21 protein-coding genes and 2 pseudogenes are annotated in these 21,204 nt (G+C 62.1%); 15 read left to right on the forward strand and 8 right to left on the reverse strand.

Annotation, left to right across the window (positions count from 1 at the left end):
• Positions 1-20: 20 nt before the first annotated feature.
• From A5686_RS23755 to A5686_RS23785, 7 genes and pseudogenes are all read left to right on the forward strand, one after another.
• Positions 21-926 (forward strand): MlaD family protein, encoded by a 906-nt coding sequence (locus A5686_RS23755; RefSeq protein ID WP_197520691.1) that lies wholly within the window; start codon positions 21-23, stop codon positions 924-926.
• A gap of 51 nt (positions 927-977) precedes the next feature.
• Positions 978-1,667 (forward strand): hypothetical protein, encoded by a 690-nt coding sequence (locus tag A5686_RS23760; protein WP_067939642.1) that lies wholly within the window; start codon positions 978-980, stop codon positions 1,665-1,667.
• Positions 1,668-1,680: 13 nt separating this feature from the next.
• A complete protein-coding gene (locus A5686_RS23765; protein WP_231986466.1) occupies positions 1,681-2,343 on the forward strand; it encodes a hypothetical protein in 663 nt (220 codons plus the stop codon).
• Positions 2,344-2,416: 73 nt separating this feature from the next.
• A complete protein-coding gene (locus A5686_RS23770; RefSeq protein WP_156750214.1) occupies positions 2,417-2,839 on the forward strand; it encodes a hypothetical protein in 423 nt (140 codons plus the stop codon).
• 13 nt (positions 2,840-2,852) lie between these two features.
• Positions 2,853-3,236: a hypothetical protein gene (locus A5686_RS23775; protein ID WP_082947772.1), complete on the forward strand. Its 384-nt coding sequence runs from the start codon at positions 2,853-2,855 to the stop codon at positions 3,234-3,236.
• Positions 3,237-3,257: 21 nt separating this feature from the next.
• Entirely contained in the window at positions 3,258-3,824 is a 567-nt protein-coding gene (locus A5686_RS23780; RefSeq protein WP_156750215.1) for a hypothetical protein, read from the forward strand.
• A gap of 75 nt (positions 3,825-3,899) precedes the next feature.
• Positions 3,900-4,161 (forward strand): annotated as a pseudogene (locus A5686_RS23785) (IS3 family transposase); the annotation flags it as partial.
• Between the two features lie 140 nt (positions 4,162-4,301).
• On the opposite strand, the gene A5686_RS23790 reads toward A5686_RS23785, so the two are convergent.
• The 5 genes and pseudogenes from A5686_RS23790 to A5686_RS23810 all read right to left on the reverse strand — a co-directional run bounded on the left by A5686_RS23790 (position 4,302) and on the right by A5686_RS23810 (position 8,155).
• On the reverse strand, positions 4,302-5,123 hold the full coding sequence (locus A5686_RS23790) for an SDR family oxidoreductase (protein WP_082947773.1): 822 nt from the start codon (positions 5,121-5,123) through the stop codon (positions 4,302-4,304).
• A gap of 41 nt (positions 5,124-5,164) precedes the next feature.
• Positions 5,165-5,368 (reverse strand): annotated as a pseudogene (locus tag A5686_RS23795) (NAD(P)-binding domain-containing protein); the annotation flags it as partial.
• Between the two features lie 22 nt (positions 5,369-5,390).
• The gene (locus A5686_RS23800; protein WP_067939418.1) at positions 5,391-6,212 is read right to left on the reverse strand and encodes an SDR family NAD(P)-dependent oxidoreductase; all 822 of its coding nucleotides are present in this window, start codon (positions 6,210-6,212) and stop codon (positions 5,391-5,393) included.
• A 10-nt stretch (positions 6,213-6,222) separates the two neighbouring features.
• Complete coding sequence (locus A5686_RS23805; protein ID WP_067939421.1) at positions 6,223-7,248, reverse strand: NAD-dependent epimerase/dehydratase family protein; 1,026 nt, start codon at positions 7,246-7,248, stop codon at positions 6,223-6,225.
• Positions 7,249-7,252: 4 nt separating this feature from the next.
• On the reverse strand, positions 7,253-8,155 hold the full coding sequence (locus A5686_RS23810; RefSeq protein WP_067939423.1) for an enoyl-CoA hydratase: 903 nt from the start codon (positions 8,153-8,155) through the stop codon (positions 7,253-7,255).
• Positions 8,156-8,351: 196 nt separating this feature from the next.
• Between A5686_RS23810 and A5686_RS23815 the strand changes: the two genes are divergently transcribed.
• The 5 genes from A5686_RS23815 to A5686_RS23835 all read left to right on the forward strand — a co-directional run bounded on the left by A5686_RS23815 (position 8,352) and on the right by A5686_RS23835 (position 13,634).
• Positions 8,352-9,482 (forward strand): acyl-CoA dehydrogenase family protein, encoded by a 1,131-nt coding sequence (locus A5686_RS23815; RefSeq protein ID WP_067939426.1) that lies wholly within the window; start codon positions 8,352-8,354, stop codon positions 9,480-9,482.
• Positions 9,479-10,750 carry an acyl-CoA dehydrogenase family protein gene (locus A5686_RS23820; RefSeq protein WP_067939429.1) on the forward strand — a complete coding sequence of 424 codons (1,272 nt, stop codon included), beginning with the start codon at positions 9,479-9,481 and terminating at the stop codon, positions 10,748-10,750. The genes A5686_RS23815 and A5686_RS23820 overlap by 4 nt, the downstream gene beginning before the upstream one ends.
• A 212-nt stretch (positions 10,751-10,962) precedes the next feature.
• On the forward strand, positions 10,963-11,385 hold the full coding sequence (locus A5686_RS23825; RefSeq protein WP_067939433.1) for a hypothetical protein: 423 nt from the start codon (positions 10,963-10,965) through the stop codon (positions 11,383-11,385).
• Between the two features lie 660 nt (positions 11,386-12,045).
• Positions 12,046-12,468, forward strand: a complete 423-nt coding sequence (locus tag A5686_RS23830) for a Zn-ribbon domain-containing OB-fold protein (protein ID WP_082947777.1) — start codon at positions 12,046-12,048, stop codon at positions 12,466-12,468.
• Positions 12,468-13,634 (forward strand): thiolase family protein, encoded by a 1,167-nt coding sequence (locus A5686_RS23835; RefSeq protein ID WP_197520683.1) that lies wholly within the window; start codon positions 12,468-12,470, stop codon positions 13,632-13,634. The genes A5686_RS23830 and A5686_RS23835 overlap by 1 nt, the downstream gene beginning before the upstream one ends.
• 9 nt (positions 13,635-13,643) lie before the next feature.
• On the opposite strand, the gene A5686_RS23840 is transcribed toward A5686_RS23835, so the two are convergent.
• Both A5686_RS23840 and A5686_RS23845 read right to left on the reverse strand, forming a co-directional pair.
• Positions 13,644-14,903 carry a DUF445 domain-containing protein gene (locus A5686_RS23840; protein WP_067939436.1) on the reverse strand — a complete coding sequence of 420 codons (1,260 nt, stop codon included), beginning with the start codon at positions 14,901-14,903 and terminating at the stop codon, positions 13,644-13,646.
• On the reverse strand, positions 14,885-15,550 hold the full coding sequence (locus A5686_RS23845) for a hypothetical protein (protein WP_067939441.1): 666 nt from the start codon (positions 15,548-15,550) through the stop codon (positions 14,885-14,887). The genes A5686_RS23840 and A5686_RS23845 overlap by 19 nt, the downstream gene beginning before the upstream one ends.
• 627 nt (positions 15,551-16,177) lie before the next feature.
• Between A5686_RS23845 and A5686_RS27475 the strand changes: the two genes are divergently transcribed.
• A complete protein-coding gene (locus A5686_RS27475) occupies positions 16,178-16,345 on the forward strand; it encodes a hypothetical protein (protein WP_156750216.1) in 168 nt (55 codons plus the stop codon).
• 61 nt (positions 16,346-16,406) lie between these two features.
• On the opposite strand, the gene A5686_RS23855 is transcribed toward A5686_RS27475, so the two are convergent.
• Positions 16,407-17,273, reverse strand: coding sequence for an oxidoreductase (locus A5686_RS23855; RefSeq protein WP_067939446.1), 867 nt, complete (start codon positions 17,271-17,273; stop codon positions 16,407-16,409).
• A gap of 126 nt (positions 17,274-17,399) precedes the next feature.
• Between A5686_RS23855 and A5686_RS23860 the strand changes: the two genes are divergently transcribed.
• Complete coding sequence (locus tag A5686_RS23860) at positions 17,400-18,602, forward strand: amidohydrolase family protein (protein ID WP_067939449.1); 1,203 nt, start codon at positions 17,400-17,402, stop codon at positions 18,600-18,602.
• On the forward strand, positions 18,599-21,190 hold the full coding sequence (locus A5686_RS23865) for a CaiB/BaiF CoA-transferase family protein (RefSeq protein WP_197520684.1): 2,592 nt from the start codon (positions 18,599-18,601) through the stop codon (positions 21,188-21,190). Before A5686_RS23860 ends, A5686_RS23865 begins: the two co-directional genes overlap by 4 nt.
• Positions 21,191-21,204: the final 14 nt, after the last annotated feature.

Here is a 21,204-nt window from a genome sequence, read left to right on the forward strand (position 1 = left end):
CGTTCATCGCGTTTGCGGCGATGATCGCTCTTGGGGTGGGCTATATCTGGTCGCTCGGTGTCCGGGTCGCGCCCCCGGCGGACCGGACGAACCTTTCCATGCAAGTCGCCGATATCAACGGAATCCTGCTCGATTCGAATGTCCTGCTCCGAGGGGTTCCGGTCGGCAAAGTGACGGGTATCCATTCGTCCTTGCAGGAGGCGACCATCGACTTCTACATCGACGGCCGCTACCACGTCCCCGTGGACAGCGAAGTGCGACTCGAAAACCTCTCAGCACTCGGTGAGCCCTACATCGGGTTGGTTCCGCGGGTCGACCACGGTCCGATGCTGCGCGATGGCCAGCGCATCGCCACGCAGAGGATCGTGCAACCACCGTCGATTTCGGAGTTAGCCGTCAGCGTCACCCGACTCCTCAACCAAGCGGATCCACAAGCGCTCAAGCGGGTCGTCAATGAACTCGATACCGGCCTGCCGCAACCAAATACCGTGCTGCCCAACCTTTCTCGGGCGTCGATGCTGCTCAGAAATGTCTCCGCGGACATGAACGGCAGGGGCCGGATACTGCTCGACAACTTCCAGGCGCTGCTGCAGAACGCGAGCTGGGTCGGCCCGTGGATTGCCGACGTCACACCCGGATTTCGAACCATCGGCCTGTCCAGCGGAGTCCTGTTCTCGGGATTGGAAATCGACAGGGCACTGGGTGGAGTGGCCATCTACGACACCGTCAACCGTCTGATCGACCGGATCCAGAAGCTTCTGGACGACCGCGGCGGTGACATCAAGGTGCTGGGCCAAGCACTTCTGCCCCATCTTCGGGGGATTGCTGGCTCGCTGATGAACTTCGACACCGGTCAGATGCTGTCCAACGTTCTCGAATCGGTGCCTGCCGACGGCACCATCACATTGAACGTCAATATTCCCTAAACCTCTTGACCCCCAGGTGAATAACTGAGATGAGAGTTCAGAAATCCGATGATGACCGATAAGAAGACAGACAACGAAGAACGCTCCGCGCCCGAGTCCGTCGATCAGGAGACCGATGAGCGCGAGGTGGACACGACTGAAGCGTCGAAGCAGGACGCATTGAAGAACGGCGAGGGACCACCCATCGCGGAGGATGAGCCCAAGGCCAAGCGCAGGCGACTGCAGGCGTCTATTTCGGTTCGCGCGCTGCTCGTTGCCGGATTGATCGCTGCCCTCGTTGCAGGCATCGGCGTGATGACATGGTTGTACGTCGGCGCCAAGCACGAACTGGACCAGCAAGCCCGGCAAGCGGCGAACACCAAGCGTGCCGAACAGATTGCCCTCGACTACGCCAAGAACGCCGCGGCCATGAACTTCAAAGATCTTCCGGCCTGGAAGGACAAGCTCGTCGCGGGAACCAGTCCCGACCTCAAGAAAAGGCTGGGCGCGGCGGCAGACCAGATGGAGCAGATTCTCGTTCCGCTGCAATGGGATTCGACGGCGCGGCCGCTGACGTCCAAAGTGCGATCGGAGGTTGGTGGCGCCTATGTCGTCGACGCGTTTGTCAGCGTGACGACGAAGACGGCGCAGGGTCCAGACCCCCTGCAATCCACCGCTACCTACAGCGTGACCGTCGACAGCAATAAGGACTGGCAGATCACCGACGTCGGCGGGATCGGCGCCGCGATAGAAGGACGATAAAGGGAGCGGGCCGATGATCAGGGCGCTGCGTCAAATGACGACCGCGGTGGTCGCCTCCGCGGTCGCGGTGTTGATGGCTGTCGCGGTGACATCGGCGACGGCAGGGGCCGATCCGGTGTCCGGTGGGGAGATGCCTTCCGATGACCAACTGATCCGGCCACTGCCGGTCGTCGTTGTCAAACCCACGAACTGGGTGCCGAAGTTCCCGTTTCCTTTCGACAAGACACGCAACCGAGTAACCGACGCGGACATCAACGCCGAACGTGAACTGTGCCAGTGGTATACCGCTCAATACGAAATATTAAGAGATCAGATCGACAGGCTGCAGTTCAACAGGATCCAGCAGAACGGACCGGGTGTCCGGATCGGGTCGGGTACCGACTGGGATTACAGCTTCGGGCCCATCCAACAGCAAGTCGACATTGTCACGGGAAACATCGATCGATCGATGGAGTTCATCACCCCTCGCGTGCAGGCGTTCACCATAGACCACGACTATGTGGGCGACATCTACCTGCCGCTATTCCAAGCGCAGAATTTTTACTCCTTGTGGCAGAGCCTGGGTAATGTCAACGACGGCATCAAAGCCCACCAGCCCGATTGGTTTACTGGTCCGTCGGTGCAATTTGTCAAGCGCGCGGGCAGCCAGATCAACCGATCCCACGTGTGCTGGTGAAGCGCGGCGGGAGAAACGAATGTCGAGATTAGGGGGCAGGCCCAGGCGCTGGATGCCGTCGGTTATCGCGACCATGACGCTTCTCGCCATCGGTTTCGCGCCAGCGCCCGCTGCGCGTGCCGACGCCACAGAAAACCTGCGGTCGGCGGTGACACAGGCCCGTGCCGCAACGTCGTGCGGAGCGCTTCGTGCCGATCCGGTTGCCGAACAGGTCGCGGCCAAGATCAACCAGTCGACCCAGGACTACATGGAACACCGGGCGACGCAAACACCGCTGACTGACCCGCTGACGGGCCTGAAGATTCTTGGCTACCGCGGCAGCAAGGCCAGTCTCCTCCAAGGGGCGTCGACGTCCGATGCTGACTCGATCAAGGCGCTTATTTTGCAGGGCTACAACAAGATTCCGGATTGCAGCTTCGCCGATATCGGCGCGAACATGCAACAAAACGAGCGAACCGGCTACTGGTTGACCGCCGTGGTGTTGGCCGGCCCGTGATGGGGGAAATTCGATGAGTCGCCGTCGCGCGGTCATTGTCACGGCGATCGCGGCCGCATCCGGACTGTCGACGGCCCCCGCCGCTAACGCTGCGGTACCCGTCACCTACGAGGTGGTATCAGCCGCCGTGGGGTCGGCGAACGTCGAGTTCTTCGACGGACATGGGCGCCAAGCTCTGCCGAATGTGCACTTGCCGTGGCGGACCACGGTCATGCTGGACAACCCTGGCAGCATGGGAACCGATGTCGCCGAGATCCGCGCTGATTGGCGGCCGGCAGCCGCGCCGAACAGGTGGGTGACGGTACGCGTCTACTTCGGAGACACCGTCCGCTGCGCCAACACCCTCGATGTAGGGGACGCGTCTTGCTATGGCGCTACAGGATTCAACAACTCCTGAACGTGAGGAAGGATGCGCACAATGCCATTCCGTCGATGGCTGACAGCGATCGGGTCCGCGATCGCGTTAGGTCTGTGCACTGCGATCCCTGGACACGCTGACCCGGCCCCTGATCCGTCGATATCGCCGTTCCCGGCTGTGGACACCATCACGGCCTGGTACACCAAACTGCCCGCCGAAGATTTCTTCATACCCAACAGTTCCGGCGTCTGGTTCCTGTCGCCCACCGGACTAAATTGCGGCATATGGACGTGGGGGAGCTTCGGCTGCACCGGTGACATCCCGGGAATACCTCCCGGCGAACGACACATCGCCTGGTTCAACGGGAACCGCTCGGTACACCACGGTTGGACGGCGGCCATCCAATTTCCCGGCGGCCAAGCGCAGCGTCCGCTGCCGCCCGGCAGTTACGTCAACTACGCCACTCCAGGCGCAGGTGAGACGACGTGTGCCGTCACTCCAGAAGGGAACACCTACTGCGGACACGGCGAATTCAAGTTCCTGACGACGCCGAACGGTACGTGGTTCAAAGCGTGGAACGACCGGGATTCCTACATCTGCAACAGTTACGGGACCTGCCCGCCGTGATGAAGCACGGCCGCTGGGCTCCGGCACTCTGCGATAGTTCACCACAAGTCAGGTAGTCCATCGCGGAGCCGGCCGCACACCCGCGAATTTCTCAACGGCATGGTGAAGCGCAGCATCACCGGTGATCGCCTCATCGACGAACTCGACCGCGTGACCACCTCCCGCGGCGCCAACCCAGCGGTGCTGCGGTGTCACAACGGGCCCGAATTAGCCTGCAGCGCAATGGTCGGCCGGCTCGACGGAAAAGTCGGCGTGCACGTCATCCCGCCCGGCGAACCCTGGCGCAACGGCTACGTCTAATCGTTCACGTGACGAATGCCTCAACATCAACAGCTTCTGATCCCTGGCCCATGCCCGCGTCGTCATCAGCGACTGCAAGCACGGCCCCGACACCTCGGCAATCCTTGCGTGAAATGTCGGAAACGACACCGCGAGGATCGGAGTTATTCGCGCAAAGGAAGGTTTCGCGCTCCAGCGCTAGGCCAACGCGAATCGGGCCAGGGCCACTACATCCCTCAGCTTGATCGTCGCCAGAACCCCGCCGTCGCAGGGAATGTCGACCCCAGTGAGGTAGCTGGCCTTGTCGCTGGCGCAGAATGCCAGCACTTCTGCGACCTCCTCCGGCCGGCCGAATCGCTTCAATGCGCCGAACTCCACCATGGCACCCGATCCGGCTTTTTCCTCCAGTCGGCCCATCGCGGTATCGATGCTGCCCGGAGACACCGAGAGGATTCTTGCACCACGCCGGCCGAAGCGCTCCGCCTGCGACGCGCAGTACCAAGTTACGAAATTCTTGCTGATGGCGTACCCCATCGGAATGATCTTGCAGACTGCTGTCATTTTCCTCATGAACGCGTCCTCATCCCGCAGCGCGACTTTGAACCCTCGTGTGGGAATCAGGATTTTAGGGAGCACGTTGGCAGCCACGGACGCGACGTTCACAATCGCGAAGCCTTCACCGGCGATCGCGTAGAAAGCCTCGTTCACGTGCACCGTACCGAGGGCGTTGACCCTGATGATCTTCTCATGTGTGGCCATGCTGGGACTCAGGCCCGCGGTATGGATGACCGACTTAACGGCCCCGAGCGCCGTTGCAGCGCTGACCAATTGCGCCACGGACTCGATGTCCGTAACGTCGCACAACACGGTCGTACATGGGATGCCGATGGCGTCGAGTTGGGTTGCCGCCGCGTCAAGGGCCTTCTGATCAACGTCGCTGATGACGATCGAATGGTCTCGCCCGAGGATTTTGCCTGTGGCGAATCCCATACCCCCGGCGCCGCCGGTGATCACACTCACTGGATGAGTCAACGGCCCCTCCGTTCTAGAACACTCCGCGCATTGGCTGCGGCGACACCCGCGACGCTGTGGGCAACTGCGGCACCTGCCTCTTCGAGCGGTGCCATCGCCTCGGTGCGCACGTCGAAGACGGTCAGCCCCTGGGGCCAGTTGGCCAACCTCCTGGCCAAGGGTGCGCCCAAATTCCCGAGGCCGATATAGCCCAGCGCAGGGGCGCTCATCGGATGGGCTCTCACCGTTTGAATTTCATCATCGCTGTGATGCCCGTCAATGGAGCCGCGCACTGGAGCCAAGCCCGATCTCCATCACCACGCCGGTCAGCACGCCCGGGTCGGTGACAAGGTGCACGACCGCTCGCGTGACGTCCTCGGCTTCGAGCCATGGCTCGGGGATCGGGTTGACCCGGGTAGCGCGCTGCACGATCGCCTCGTCGGGGATCTTGCCCACCGGTATCGCCATCGGGGTGGCCACCGTGCATGGGCACACCACGTTGACGGTGATGCCCTCCTTCGCCACCTCGAGAGCGAGCGACTTGGCCATGCCGATAACGCCCCACTTGGTGGCGTTGTACGCGCTGATGTCGGGGAGGCCCATGCGTCCGCCCATCGATGACGTGACGACGATGCGGCCGAAACCCTTCTGGCGCATCGGTTTTACGGCGGCGCGTAGGCAGTGGAAGACGCCGGTGAGATTTGTGCCCACCAGTTCGGCCCACATCGTGTCCGTAATCTCCCAGAGCTTGGTCGGCGGCGAAACGATTCCGGCGTTGGCGACGAGCACGTCGAGGCTTCCCAGATCGGCCACGGCGGTTCCCACCGCAGCATCGACTGCGGCGGGGTCACGCACATCGGCCTCCACCGGCAAGCACACACCGCCGGCCTCGGCGACCAGTGCGCACGTCTCTGCGAGGTCGTCGCGGCTCGCGAGCGGGTATCTGACGCTGTTCATCGTGTCCGGTACGTCCAGCGCGACGACAGCCGCGCCGAGGCCGGCCAGGGCGATGGCGTGCGAGCGGCCTTGGCCGCGGGCCGCTCCAGTCACCAGCGCTACGCGTCCTTCGAGACGGCCGTCGCCGCTGCGGTCCACCATGGCGGGCAGCCTAATTACCGGTGCTCGTGGTGACGGGACTGTCTACCAGGGTGTCGAGGTAGGTGTCGACGACGGTCCATTTCGGTGTCCAGCCGAGTCGCTGTTTTGCCTTGGTGGAATCGATGATGACCGGCACGCTGTACAGCTCGGCGACGGCGGCGAAATCGGGGACGAATCGGAATCGGGTGGCGGCGGCAACTTGGCTCATCGTCCGGTAGAGCAGATCCTTCCCGAACGGCACCGGACGAAAACCGAAGATGCGCGCGATGTCTTCGCTGCTGATCACGCCCTCGCTGCAGATGTGATACACGCCGGGGGCGCCGGCGCCGAGTATGCATTGGACGAAAGCCGAGCCGACGTCGTCCTCGTGGATGGCTTGAGTTTCGAAGCGCGGCACGGGCATTGGGATCCGCAAAGGTAGCCGGCGGTTTCGGTCGATGAAGCGCCGCAGTCGCCGCAAGCCGCTACCGCTGCTCTTGTGCCCGATGACGTGGGGACCCATGACGCCCGGCGTGCGGAGCACATAGAGATCGATGCCTGGGGTGTCGGCTTCGAGTTCGGTCAGAGCGCGTTCGAGGTTGGCTTTCTGCCGCGCGTAATCGAAGTATTTGATCGGCCTCGGCGCCCATTCCTCGGTGACCCCGTACGGCATGTCGGGATCGAATCCGAGCGCCGAGATGGTCGAAGCGAACACGAAGCGCTTTGCGCCTGCGTCTGCGGCCGCCTTGAAGGTGTTCAAAGTGCCGTCGATGTTGATCGCGTACGTCGCGGGATCCTTCGGCGAACCGGTGATCGCGAAGGCCAGATGTACCACGACGTCCGCGCCGTCGAACGCCGCGGTCAGGTCGGTGGGGCTGCGCACATCGCCCGGCCGGTAGGTCATCTTCGACCAGCCGTGCTGGACGGGGTCGAAGTGGCTTCGCGCGATGCCGATGATCTCGCCGATGCGGTCATCTGCCTCGAGAAGTGGCATCAGACCGAACCCGAATGTTCCCGTCGGTCCGGTGACGGCGACCCGCAGCGGTTTGTCGGCCACCGTTTCAGTCTCTGACCTTGTCGCGCTGGGCTCGTACGACCGGTGGCGTCTTGCCCCACTCGGGCACGCCGTCCTCGGGCTTGGCCATGGGGTTACCGTCGTCATGCACTTGCGCCCAGTGCGCGTGGTTGAGTTCATGCAGTGAGAAGCACGCATTGAGCGAGTTGTGAAAGCCCATATTGTCGACGGTTTGATTGACCGATTCCTTGATGAGCAGCGCCGCCACCGTCGGCACTTCGGCGACCCGCCGGGCGAAATCCAGCGTCATGTCGCCGAGTTCGTCAGCGGGAAAGACTTTCGCCACCATGCCAAGTGCGAAAGCGTCATTCGCCGATAACGAGTCGCCGGTGAGCATCAACTCCTTGGTCTTGCGCGGGCCGAACTCCCAGGGGTGGGCGAAATACTCCATGCCGCACATGCCCATCCGGGTGCCCACGACGTCGGCGAATTCGGTGTTATCGGCGGCGACGATCAGATCACATGCCCACATCAACATGAGTCCGGCGGAGTAGACCTTGCCGTGAACTTGGGCAACGGTGATCTTGCGAAGGTTGCGCCACCGCAGCGTGTTCTGAAAGAAGTAGTGCCACTCCTGCAACATCAGGCTTTCCGCGCCCTTTCGGGTGCCCCCGTTGACCTTCCACGAAGGGTGCTGATTCGGCCCGGGAAGATACTCCTGCTGCGCCTCGGGAGACATGACGTCGTGACCGGCGGAGAACATCTTTCCGGTGCCGCCGAGAATGATCACCCGCACGTTGTCGTCGGCTTCGGCTGCCATGAATGCGTCGTCGAGCTCGACCAGCAGGCCACGGTTCTGGGCGTTCCTGGTTTCCGGTCGATTGAGCAGAATGCGCACCACCCGCCCGCCGTCATGGCTCTCGACGAGCAGGTACTTGTAATCGGCCATGGCGTCCCTCTTTTCCGATTCCGTTCAACTTCATGTGTGCCCGGACGAACATCTGGCTGCCGTCGGCGATTCAGTGGGCATGCATCGGCTATTATCTACGCGGCATAACTTTACCGTCTCAGACGTGTGGAGCAAGCCACTTCGCCGCTGTCGTGGACTCGTGCGGCGTCGACGACGGACACAAGGGACGCCACAGATGGACGACGAGGACCTGACCGAAGAGCAGCGGATGCTGCATCAGACCACCAGGCAGTTCATCGAGGAACAGCTGCCGGTGGCGGCGACCCGAATGCTCCACGACGACCCGATGGGCTACGACAGAGCGTGGTTGTCGCGAACAGCCGACCTGGGCTGGTACTCAATGCTGATCGCCGAGAAATACGGCGGCGGCAGCATCACTGGTCGCCCGCTCGTCGACCTGACGACCATCGCCGACTCGGTGGGCCGTTACCTGCAGCCTGGGCCGTTCATACCAATGAACGTTGTCAGCGCTGCGATCTCGGAGTTCGGCACCGACGCGCAGCGCGAAGATCTGCTCCCCAAGATCGCCTCCGCCGACGTGGTGGCGACGTGGGCCCCGTTCGATCCCGTAGGGGAGTGGGATGCGGGAGCGAGCCTGGAGGTGTCGCGGGATGGCGAGCAGATCGTGCTTCGAGGCGTGCGCGGCTTTGTCCCGGAAGCCCAGTCCTGCGACTACCTGCTCGCGGCCGGTCGGTGTGGTGGCGAGCCGGTGCAGATCATCGTGCCGACCCAGACCGCCGGTCTCGGCGTCGAAGCGCTGACGTGCTACGACCTTTCGCGTCGCGTCGCAGAGGTGTCGTTCGACGGGGTGCGCCTGCCGGCCGCGGCCGTCCTCGGCTCCGCCGAAGCCGCCGCGACCCAGAACCTGGAGCGTCAGCTGCAGATCGCTGTGGTGCTGGCTTGCGCGGAAACCGTGGGCGCGCTCGACGCGATGTTTTCGATGACGGTTGAGTACTCGAAGGACCGTATCGCCTTCGGCCGCCCGATCGGGTCGTTCCAGGCGCTCAAACACGTCATGGCCGACCAGTTGCTCTTCCTCGAGAGCTGTAAAGCCGCCACGGCCGAGGCCGCGCGAGTAGTCGACCGCGGCGCCGATGATGCCGCCGAAATCGCGTCCATGACCGCAGCGTATGTCGATGAGTATGCAACGCAGATTGCCCAGGAGTGCCTGCAGGTGCACGGCGGAATCGGCTTCACGTGGGAGCACGACCTTCATCTGTACATGCGGCGAATTCGGACCACCACGAGTATGTGGTGTGAAAAAGCCTGGCACTACGAGCGAATCTGTGAGGTGTGTGCGCTGTGAGCGAGGCAGGCGAACTCGATCAGTACCGCGCTGCGATGCGGGAATGGTTGTCGGCGAATCTCGCGCGACGCACAGCCGAATCCGACGGAGGAATCCCGAACGAGGTGACCGCTGAGGAAGTCGCCGCTGGCCGAACACTGCAGAGGAGGGTGTACGACGCGGGATATCTGGGCATCAACATCCCGATCGAGTACGGCGGTCAGGGGCTCGGCGACGCTCATCAACAGATATGGGTCGACGAGTCCGCCGGCTATGACGTGCCACTGCCGGCCGGTATCGCGTCTGTCGTCACGATGCGGGTTGTCCTGCCGACGTTGCTGCAGAACGCCACCGAGGAACAAAAGCGCGAGTGGATTCCGCGCATCCTGCGCGGTGAGGACATCTGGGTTCAGTTGTTGTCCGAGCCAGACGCGGGGTCCGACCTTGCCGGAATTCGCACCCAGGCCCGTCGCGACGGCGACAAGTGGATCCTGCAGGGCACCAAACTCTGGTCCTCTGGCGCCATCCACGCCGACTACGGGATCTGTTTGGCGCGTACGGATCCGACTGTGCCCAAACATCGCGGGCTCACCTGGTTCAAGGTTCCGTTGCATGATGAGCGCGTCACCGTGCGTCCGGTCCGCCAGGTCAACGGCAGCGAGGAGTTCTGTGAGGAATTCCTCGACGACGTCGTGGTCGGCGAGGACATGGTCATCGGGTCGGTGAACGACGGCTGGAAGGTCGCGAACTCGATGCTCATGTTCGAACGCGGAGCCGGGCACATCGACCTGTCCCGCTCTACCTTCCAGTCCCGCAACAAGCAGGCTTCCGATCTCATCGAGTTGGCGCTGACCTGCGCTCCACCCGGCAGCGAAACGGCTCGCGGGCGCAGGATCGGCCCGATAATCGCAGCCCAGCGCACCAAAGACTGGGTTCACGAAGCGCTCACGCGTCGCGTTACGGCGCGCCTCATGCGGGGATCGGCCAACCCTGCCACGTCTGCGCTGATCAAGCTGTCGATTGGCACCCGCGGACCTGACCGCGCCATCGCCGGCATGCAGATCGCCGGGCGCAATGCGGTCGCCTGGCGCGGCGCCGGTTCGGCAGGGGAGAAGGCGGCCAACAACTTTGTCTATGGGCGACAGTTCGCAATCGCGGGTGGCAGCAATCAGATCCAGCGCAACATCATCAGCGAACGCGTTCTCGGCCTCCCCCGCGAGCCGAGCTACGACAACGAAAAGCCGTTCAAGGACGTCATGCGGGACGCCCGAAAGTGGACGGCCGGCTGACATGACCGGCAGAGGCGGGCAAACCTCGCCGCTTGCGACCGACTTTCCTAAGTTTGTTGGGAAAGTCGCAGCGGGACCCGGCGCGGAGGGAATGTCCCACCGGTTATGTGGATTGTGGCCGGTGACCGGGCGGAAAAGTTCAACCCGACGGTGTCGCAACCCACAGGCGTCATACTGAACATCGAACCGGAGCCCCCGAGGAGCAGAACCCCATGATTCGCGGCTTACGAGTGATGATCGCGCTGATCATGGGTTGCTCCGAGGCGGTGGGAGCCCCCGCAATCGCTCGCGCCGATGAGTCGGTGACGTACGAGGTACTCGCGCAGTCGCCCTCACTCACTGCGGTGGACGCCGAGTACACCGACGGCGCGGGCCAAGTCGCTGTGCAGAATGTTTCGCTGCCGTGGCGAATGAATGCGACAGTGCCTGACGCTCATAGCGTCGACACGACGATTCGCGTCACGTGGCCATCGCCGGTGCGCTACAAGTGGGTGATCGTCCGAATCTTCACCCGCGGCAGCATGCTGTGCGAATCCATTGCCGACAAGGGCGAAACAACCTGCACCGGTAGGGGATATTACAAAGGCGAGATGCCCAGATGGATGCCGCCCATGTCTCCTCCCGGCGCTAGCTGAGCATCGCAGTCCCGGCCACTCCTACTACAGGCGGATGAAAATGAGAAACCGATTCGTACGCCGCTCAATGATCGGGGCTGCTCTCGCCGGGCTGATAGCCGGAGCCCCCCTCGCATTCACTCCCGCCACGGCGTCCGCCGCGCCATGTGATGAAGCAAGCTGTGTCGCACACGTGAGGACCGATGCAGTCGCGGGTGCGGAGTGCCAAGCGTCCAGACTCTATGCCTTCGGGCTCGACGCGAGCGGAAATACCTTCATCTGCTACGCCACATACCGCAACCCGACAACGGCGACGTGGGTGCCGGTTCCCGGCATCGTTGGAGTGCGTGATTTCGGGGCCCTCTGTTCCGGCGGAGGGGTGGCCCAATCGCTCGACGGCATACCGATGGTATGCAGAGATGGCATCTGGGACCGCTACACACCCGCACTTCCGGTGTCGTAAACGGCGTCAGTCGTCAAACCTGGCGGTAAGCAGCCTCTTAGCTGGGCATTCCTTGAGCGAGGTCGTCGTGGTCGATGCCGTCTGACTGTGTGCGTCGTTGGACGGACAGGTCAAGAACCGATGTCAGTTCCCTTGGCCGTGATTTAGTTATATATATTTGAAAAATCCGACGATCCGTGGCGGCCTCAGTGAGACCGCGCCACAGGAGGGGGTCAAACGTGAGCGATCAGGTGCTCTACCCGCCGATGCCCAAGCCCGACAGCGTGAGCGAATTCTTCTGGAGCGGCGTGGATCGCCATGAACTCTTGATCCTGCGGTGCCAGGCATGTGCGACCTATCTGCATCCACCCAAGGAGGTCTGTCGAACCTGTCTGAGCACAAATTTGAAGCCCGAGCGGGTATCGGGCAAGGCCACGCTCGTCACCTGGACAGAGCCCCGCAAGGCCTACGATCCGTACTTCGCTGCCCATCAGCCTTACATCTTCGCCACTGTAAACCTCGTCGAGCAGGAGCCGCTGCGCTTCGCGACAAATCTCGTCGACTGCACCGGTGACGAGCTGCGGATCGGACAACCGCTGGCAGTGACATTCCGTGAAGTCGCCCCGGGCTGTACCCTGCCGCTGTTCGAGGTCGTCGGGTGATGACCATGATGCAAAATCGCGTCGCGATCGCCGGCGTCGGGTATTCGGAAACGGGCCGTATGCTGCCGTTCTCAGACGATCAACTCGTGACGCAGGCCGTCACGGCCGCCCTCGATGACGCGGGCCTGAAACAAGGCGATATCGATGGGATTTCGACGACCGGCGGCGTTTCAATGTCGATCGGATCCCTACTCGGCATCTTGCCCCTGAATTGGTTCTTCACCTCGAGCCTATACGGACCCTCTTTCGCCGAGACGGCAGTAATGGCCATGGACGCAGTCGCTTCCGGCTCGTGCCACACCGCACTGGCCTTGCGTGTCATTCGTCAGCCGCGCGCGGGGGAGCACCCGATTGCCGCGATAACCTCCGGCGGGCCGGCCGACGGACCTACCCGAGTCGGCGGGCAACAGCAGTGGACAGCGCCGTTCGGCGGCAGCCTGCCGGCCGCGTTCATCGGCGGCCTTCAGATGCAGCGATATATGAGCGAATTCGGTGCCACGGAAGAAGATTTCGCGCGGCACGCCGTCGTCCAGCGCAGTCATGCGATGCGAAACCCCGAGGCGTTATTTCGTGAGCCGCTCGGTGCCGACGAGTATCTGGCGTCGCGCTACGTCAGCAAACCGGTGCGACTCCTCGATTGCGACTACCCGGTGGATTCCGCATCCGCGGTCATATTCACCACTCCCGAGCGAGCCAGACAATGCAGTAAGCCTACCGTTCTGGTCGACTCGTGGGCGATGTCCGCGGTGGCCGACATCGACATGGCACTGCTCGACGACTTCACTTCGAACGCGATCGGTCATTGCAGTGAAACCCTATGGTCCCGAACCGATCTGCGGCCCGCAGACGTCGACTGCGCCGGACTGTACGACGGCTTCTCAATCATCACGTTCGAATGGCTTGACGCTCTTGGATTCTGTGGCCGGGGAGAGGCGCCACAATTCATCAACGACGGACACACCGGACCCGGTGGGTCACTCCCGACCAACACAGACGGCGGTGCTTGCAATGTCGGCCGTCGCCACGGGGCCAACTTCTGCATCGAATCGGTCAGGCAACTTCGTGGTGAATGTGGGGAGCGGCAGGTACCCGGGGCGGAAGTCGCGGTCTGGTCGAACGCCACCGGTTCGTTCGCAGGTGCCGCGATCCTCACTGTTGATCGATGATGAAGAGGCTCAGCTGCCAATCAGTGCGAGGATCAGGTGCTCCTGGCCCAATCCGACGAGGAACCCGAGCGCCGCACCGACGACGATGATGATCCACTCGTCGTTCTTGAATATAGGACGCATCAGGTTTTCGAACGTCTCCGCGTCCATCTCGTTCATCTTTTCGACCATCAGTTCTTCGAGGTTAATCCGCTCCGAGAAGTATTTCTCGACATAGCCTATGTTCTCCGGGAGCTGCGCGATCACGACGTCAGCGATCCGCCGCTTCATGTCCCGGTACTGTCGGCCGCCGACCGCGTTGATGATGCGCGCCGCGAAACCCAGTTGCCTGTCGATGGATTCACGGATCTCGGTTTGAATCGCGTAAAAAAATTGGTCTGACATAGGGCCGGTGAGAAGGTCATTCAGTATGGCCTTTGGGGTAAAGATTTCATTGGCCATCAGCGCGGCGTAATCGCGGGTGATCTGCACGCGGTTCGCTTGGAACACGCCCTGCCACTTGAAGCCCGGGAAGATAGTGCGTCGGTGCAACGGCCGGAAGATCATCTGCAGCGCCACGTAGTCGGTGAGGCCGCCCGTCAGTAAGCCGAACGCGGGCAACGTCCACGCCCATCCGGTCAGACCGAATGCGAGGGCCTGGACCAGGCCGATGATGAATCCGAAGACCAGTCCGGCCCTGGCGAAGAATTTGAACGAAGTCTTGCCCATGTCGTCGAAGAGCTCGACGAGCTTCCTCTTGTCCCCGACCAGCTTTGTGACAACCATGTGCCTCACGTCGAAAAACCGGTCGAGTTGACCCTGGAACTGCTCGAACATGGCGCGCGAGGCCGCTGGCATGCGAGTTTCCACGCCTTTGACGATCAGGTCTTTGACCTGGTCGGGAGTGGCACGCCAAACCTGGGGCTGGAGCGACATCATCATCACGTCGACGATCTCTGCGGTCGCCCCCCGTAATGGTTCTTGAAGTTCGTTGACCATCTCTTCGGGATCTAACTGGTCGAAAATCTCGTGCGGAGCGATGATTTCGGATGTCAACGAGTCGACCATTTGTGCAGCCATCTTCGGTGCCAGTCGGGGAATCTGGCCCTGCCAGCCGAGGTAAGGCTTGATGCCCTTGAACTCGATCGGATAGAACATCATCTTGAGAGCGAGAATCTTTGTGGCCCAGCCGATCAGGGCGGCGCCGAGTGGGATCGAGATGTAAACCCACAACGGGTGGGTGAAGATGGCACCGAACTCGACATAGATCCTCACTTCGCGGCGTCCCATACTTGCTGGCCCAGCGCGCTGATCCGCACTGTTCGTTTGATCACCCGCGCTGGACGTATTCCGCGTCGCGCTTTGGCCTGCGCGAGGCTCACAGCGTCATCGGCGAGCAAGATCTCGTAGTCGCTCTCCATCGAGGTCGGGCCCTCAGGCCCGATGACCGCCAAACCCAAATGCACCATCCGGGCGAGGTAGAGCGGAGTGTGGTCGGGCAGTGAAACCCCTGCAACGCGACCTACAGTTGACGCGTTTTCCAGCGCCATCACCGAGCTGGCGCCGGCGCTGGGTTCCGCGACGTGCACAACGGGATAGGTCGACCCATCCGACAGCGCCGCGAGGATGCGTGCTTCGTCGGGCAACATTGCCTCTAGCAGAGCGCGGTGGAGATCGTCGAGGCTATCGTCGGGCGAGTTGTAAATCGCCCTGTCAAGCAACGACTGAAGGACATCGGTCGGGGACGCGAGCGCAGCCGCTTCGGCGAGCGGAGGCCCGTTCGCCGAGGTGCCTGCCGCATCGTCGAGCTGCGCGAGGTGTTGTCGAATCAGTCCGACCACATAGCGCTCCGAGGTGAGGACCACTGGCAACACACCGGCGACCATGACGTCTGCCGCGGTCTGAAAGCTGCTGCGAATAAGCCTCGTCGCGTACATTGGATCAGCCGTCGTTCTCTGCACCGCATCGATGGCTCGACCGGTATGGGTTTTCTTGCCAGACTAAATAGGTCACAGCCAGCGAGGTTACTCGGCCGATGCGGTCTAGAAGCCCCGTTCTGCTGTCTTTCTTTAGGTGCGTTAAGCTTGGCCGACGACGTGCCTAACTCATGTGGGCCGCCTTTCGTCAGCAACCGATGGGTCCCCCTGCTGTGGTTCCGACCCGTAGTGTTCCGAGGACAACGCCCATGATTCTTCCGTGATGATTTGCTGGTGACAGGCGTTGCCCGCGTTCCCTACCGCTCCTGCGCGCTCGCAGCGACGATTGCGAAGCGGAGGCGACCGTCGGCTAGCCGACGGCTGAACGGATACTCTGGAAAATGGCCGATGACACGAGCGCGGCGCTCGACCGGTCCGCAGGTGAACGTTCGGCACGGTTTCGGGAGCTGACGTGGTCGTCGACGGCGGTGAGATCATCGACCATCGTTGGTTGACGCCGGCAACCACGTTCGCCGAACACGGTCGCCGAAGGCTCGAGTTGCTCCCGCCCACCTGGGTGACACTGCATGGGCTATCGCGCGATACCGCAGCGTCGCCGCGGCGCGGACGGGGCTCGACGCCGCTCCGATGGAGCAGTACGACAGCCATGTGGTCCGCACGGAGAGCGGTTACATCTGCCTGTGGCGCGGCGACGAGGGTTTCGAAGCCGGCGATCCCGAACGCGCCGGCGCACGCCACCGGCTTTACCTTGTCAGTGATGGTCCGTGGCGTTATGAGCGCAATGAAGGCGTTTGACGGACCGAGAGTTCAACGCGCACTGTCGATTCCATTGGACTGCCAGCTCAAGTGTGACCGCTCATAGTGGAAATTTCGTTCCCGTAAGTTGCTCCGACAAGTCCCAAAGCGCGGCAGCCGTCGCGATGTTTCGCGCCGTCGGGCTGCGGCCGACTGGCTGGCTGCGGCCCACCATGACGAAATGTGGACCGATGAAGGTGTCGCCCGGCAGATCCTGCGACACCGCGTACAACGTCTGCCGGGCACCAAAGTCGGCGCTGGTGGACAACCGTTTCGTCGCCGCAGTCAACACGTCACCGAGGCGGCGCCCAGAAGTGCTCATCAAGTTGGTCTGCGAGTACCCGGGATGGGCCGCGATCGAACGCAGCCGCGAACCGGCAGCGTCGAGTCGGCGTTGCAGCTCGCCCGTAAACAGCAGGTTGGCGAGTTTTGATTGGCCGTAGGCGAGATAGCCGGCGTACTTTCGTTTCTTCCAGTTGAGGTCATCAAGGTCGATGCCCCCGCGCCAATGAGTGATCGAGGAGACCGTTACCACTCGGTCGTTGAGCTTGGGCAGTAGCAGGTTCGTTAGCGCAAAATGCCCGAAATGGTTTGTGCCGATCTGGCTTTCGAAGCCATCAACCGTCATCGAGTAGGGCACCGCCATGATGCCCGCATTGTTGACCAGGACGTCGGCCGCGTCCACACCTTCGGCGAACTTCCGGACGGACGACAGATCCTGCAGATCGAGTGCGCGCACCTCGATGTCGCCGGTCATCTGTTGTGCGGCGGCCGTGCCCTTGTCTATATCACGCACGGCCATAATGACTTTGGCGCCCGCCCGGGCCAACTCGCGAGCCGTCACCGCGCCTAAGCCACTGTTGGCACCGGTGATGACGACGGTGCGTCCGAGGAATGACGGTAGATCCTCTGCGGTCCAATTGGTCACGCCCCGAGCATTCCTTTCGGCAGTTGACGGGCGCGGTGAGGCTCGACGCGCTGTTGACTTGGTTAGAAGTGAGTGGTAGACACGAATACAGAACGCGTCTCTTTGTCTACTATAGAGGAGCATGCGGTGCCGTTGCAAGACGATGTCCAGATCGTGTCGGTGGACGATCACCTGATTGAGCACCCGCGTGTTTGGCAGGATCGCCTGCCGTCCAAGTATTTGGAGGATGGGCCGAAGATCGTCGAGGACGAGCAAGGCCACCATCTTTGGGCGTACGAGGGTGAACTGCATGCTCAGGTCGGCTTGAACGCGGTGGCGGGCAGGCCTTATGAGGAATATGGGCTCGAGCCCATGAGATTCCAGGACATGATTCCGGGTTGTTACGACTCAGTGGAACGCGCCAGGGACATGGATTTGGATGGAGTGCAGGCGGCCTTGTGCTTTCCCTCATTCCCGGGCTTTTCGGGTTCGACGTTCCATAAAGCCAAGGACAAAACGCTGGCACTCGAATGCGTACGGGCGTGGAACGACTTCTCTCTGGATGAATGGTGTGCCTCAGCGCCGGACCGCTACATTCCGGTCGTAATGGTGCCGACGTGGGACGTCGATTTGGCTGTTGCGGAAGTGGAACGGACAGCAGCAAAAGGCGCCCGCACGATCAGTTTTCCCGAGAGTCCAGTGCCACTGGGTATGCCGTCCCTGCATTCTCGATACTGGGACCCGCTGTGGAGTGCCGCTGAGGCCACTGACATGCCGCTGAGCATGCACTTCGGCACGTCGACGTACCTGCCGGGATACAGCTTCGGTGCGAGCGGGGTCACCACCGACGATCAAGATCAATACGACCAGCACAGCGAGCAGGAGGATATCCCGTTCGCGGTGGCCATCACGCTCTTCGGCACCAATCTGATGTGGACCACCGTCGATCTGCTGCTATCCGGTGCGTTGCAACGTCACCCCAACCTGAAGATCTCGCTGGCCGAGGGCGGCATCGGATGGATTCCATACATCCTCGAGCGCACGGACTACGTGTGGGAGCGGCACCGCTGGTACCAGAAGATCGATAAGGAAGCTCGGCCTTCCGATCTGTTCAAGCAGCACTTCTACGGCTGCTTCATCGACGACGAGTTCGGTCTCGCGAACCGCGACGCAATCGGGGTGGACCGCCTGCTGCTCGAAGTGGACTATCCGCATTCCGATTCGAGCTGGCCGAATTCGCGTAAACGTGCTCAGGAGGTTCTGGTCTCGGTGTCCGACGGCGATGCACGAAAAATCGCCGAGGACAACGCCAGAGCGCTGTTCCGCTTCCCTCGGTCGGGCTGGAAGTGACACCTAATCCCCAAGCCGGAGCCGAGGGCTTCCTGGCCGGCGTCACCGTTGTCGAGCTTGCCGACGAGACCGCCGAATATGTGGGCAAGCTGCTTGCCGGCCTCGGCGCGAATGTGATCAAGGTCGAACCGCCGGGAGGCGAAGTCACCCGGACTTACGGGCCCTTCAAGGATGACGTCGAGAATCCCGAACAGAGCCTTCATTTTTGGCACTCCAATATCGGCAAACGAAGCGTTGTTCTGGATCTCGACGACGCAGGAGATCAGGCGCGAATGCGGGACTTGGTGTCCCATGCAGACGTTTTCGTACACACCCGATCAGCGGACTACATGCGTACCCGTGGTCTCCATCAGGCGGACTTGCGTGCCGATGCGTCCGCACTGATCTACTGCCGGGTATCGCCGTTCGGTGACGACGGACCGTGGGCCGAGTATCCGGGCAGCGACCTCGTCCATCTCGCGCTGGGCGGCGTGGCCATGAACTGTGGCTACGACCCCGAGCCGTCAGGACACTACGACACGCCTCCGATCGCGCCCCAGATGTGGCAGGCTTACTGCATTGCCGGCGAGACGACATCGATCGCGATCATCACGGCATTGATCTATCGGCAATCTTCTGGCCGGGGACAATACCTTTCGGTGTCTATCCATGATTCGGTCAGCAAGAACACCGAAACCGATGTGCCGAACTGGGTGTACCAACGCCTTACGAACCTGCGGCAGACATGTCGGCATTCGATGCCGACGGCGGCCGTCCCGGCGCTGGCACTGACCAAAGACGGTCGTTGGCTGCTGCCGTACCGGACCTACCTGCCCGGTGGCAGTGCGCTTTTCAAAGCTCTGGTCGACATGCTGGCGCGACACGGGATGCAGGCCGACCTGGACGATCCGAAGTACCTCGACGACGCCTACCGCGCCCAACCCGTGGTCGCCCAGCATATCGGCGACGTCACCGACCGCCTCATCGGTCAGTTCCTCGCCAACCGGGAGATCTGGCAGGAGGCGCAACAGGTCGGCATGCCCTGGGCGCCAATCCGTTCGCCACACGAGAACGTCACCGACCCGCACTTCAGCGCGCGAGAGGCATTCAAGGTTGTCGAGCATCCCGAGTTGGGCGAGAGTTACACCTATACCGGGGCCCGGTGGTACTGCCCTGAGGTGCCATGGCAATCGGACACTCGGCCACCGATGCTCGGTGAGCACACCGCGGAGGTATTCGAAGAGATCTCTACCCGCTGCGCACCTGAACTTCCCTCGAGCCATGCGGCCCACCGGGGGGCAGCCGCGGTGTCCCCGTTGGGAAAGCCATTCGCGTTGGCGGGGGTTCGCGTCATCGACTTGTCCTGGCTGCTTGCCAGCGCCGGTGCGGGCCGGTTTCTCGCGGCGCACGGCGCGGAAGTTGTCAAGGTCGAACACTCCAGCCGATGGGACACAATGCGTTTCGGTGCCGGCTTTGCTCCTGAGGGCGGACGTGCCGAGCGTGATAAGGCCCGGGGGCCGATTGCCGTACCGCCCGGGGACCGTGGGCCGAACAAATCGGGTGCGTTCATGGAGATCAATTCGGGCAAGCTCGGCGTGAGCCTGAATCTGAAATCAGATGAGGGCAAGCAAATTCTCGAGCGGCTGATCGCCGATGCCGACATGGTGATCGAGGGATTCTCACCGGGCACCATGGAGCGTATGGGATTCGGTTATCAGAGGTTAAAGGAGATCAATCCCGGAATCATCTATGTCCAGCAGTCGGGCACCGGTGAGCACGGCTGCTACAAGGGTATGCGGACTTACGGTCCGACCGCGGCCGCATTCGCCGGCAATAGCGAAATGTCCGGCATGCCAGCGCCGTTCCCTCCCGCTGGTATCGGCTATTCCTACCTCGACTGGTTCGGTGCCTACAACATGGCCACAGCGATGTTGGCGGCGTTGTTCAGAAAACAGTCGACCGGGCTCGGCTGCCACATCGACGCTTCCCAGATCGAGATCGGCATCTATCTGACCGGCACCGCGGTACTCGACCACAGTGTCAATGGACGCGTATATGAGCGGACTGGAAATCGCTCCCCGTACAAGCCTGCCGCTCCGCACGGTATCTATCCGACGCGCGGCGTGGACCGCTGGATCGCATTGTCGTCTTTCAGCGACGAACACTGGACGACGTTGATCGAGGTGTTCAACAAACCCGAACTCGGGGCCGACGCGCGGTTCGGCACACTCGCCGACCGCCTAGCACATCAGGACGAACTTGACGCGATCGTCGCTGCATGTACCGCCGAGTGTGACGGTTACGAGCTGATGCACACGCTCGCGCGCCGCCACTTCCCGGCAGGGGTCTGTCAGACGGCGCAGGATCGTTGTGAGAACGACCCGCAACTCGCTCACCTGGGGTGGCTGGAAGAAGTTCCACAGTCCGAGATCGGCACTTGGCCGGTCAGAACGCTGCCGGTTGCTTTCAGTGAAACTCCCTCCTACATAGGTGGTTTCGTCGGCCGTTCCGGTCCCAACTACGGTGAAGACAATTTCAGCTTCTACCCAAGGCAACTAGGGCTGACCACAGCGGAGGTCGAACAGTTGTTACGGACTGGTGTCTTGTAATACGTAGTCCTCGC

The organism is Mycobacterium sp. E2479, from assembly GCF_001667925.1.
GTDB lineage: Bacteria > Actinomycetota > Actinomycetes > Mycobacteriales > Mycobacteriaceae > Mycobacterium.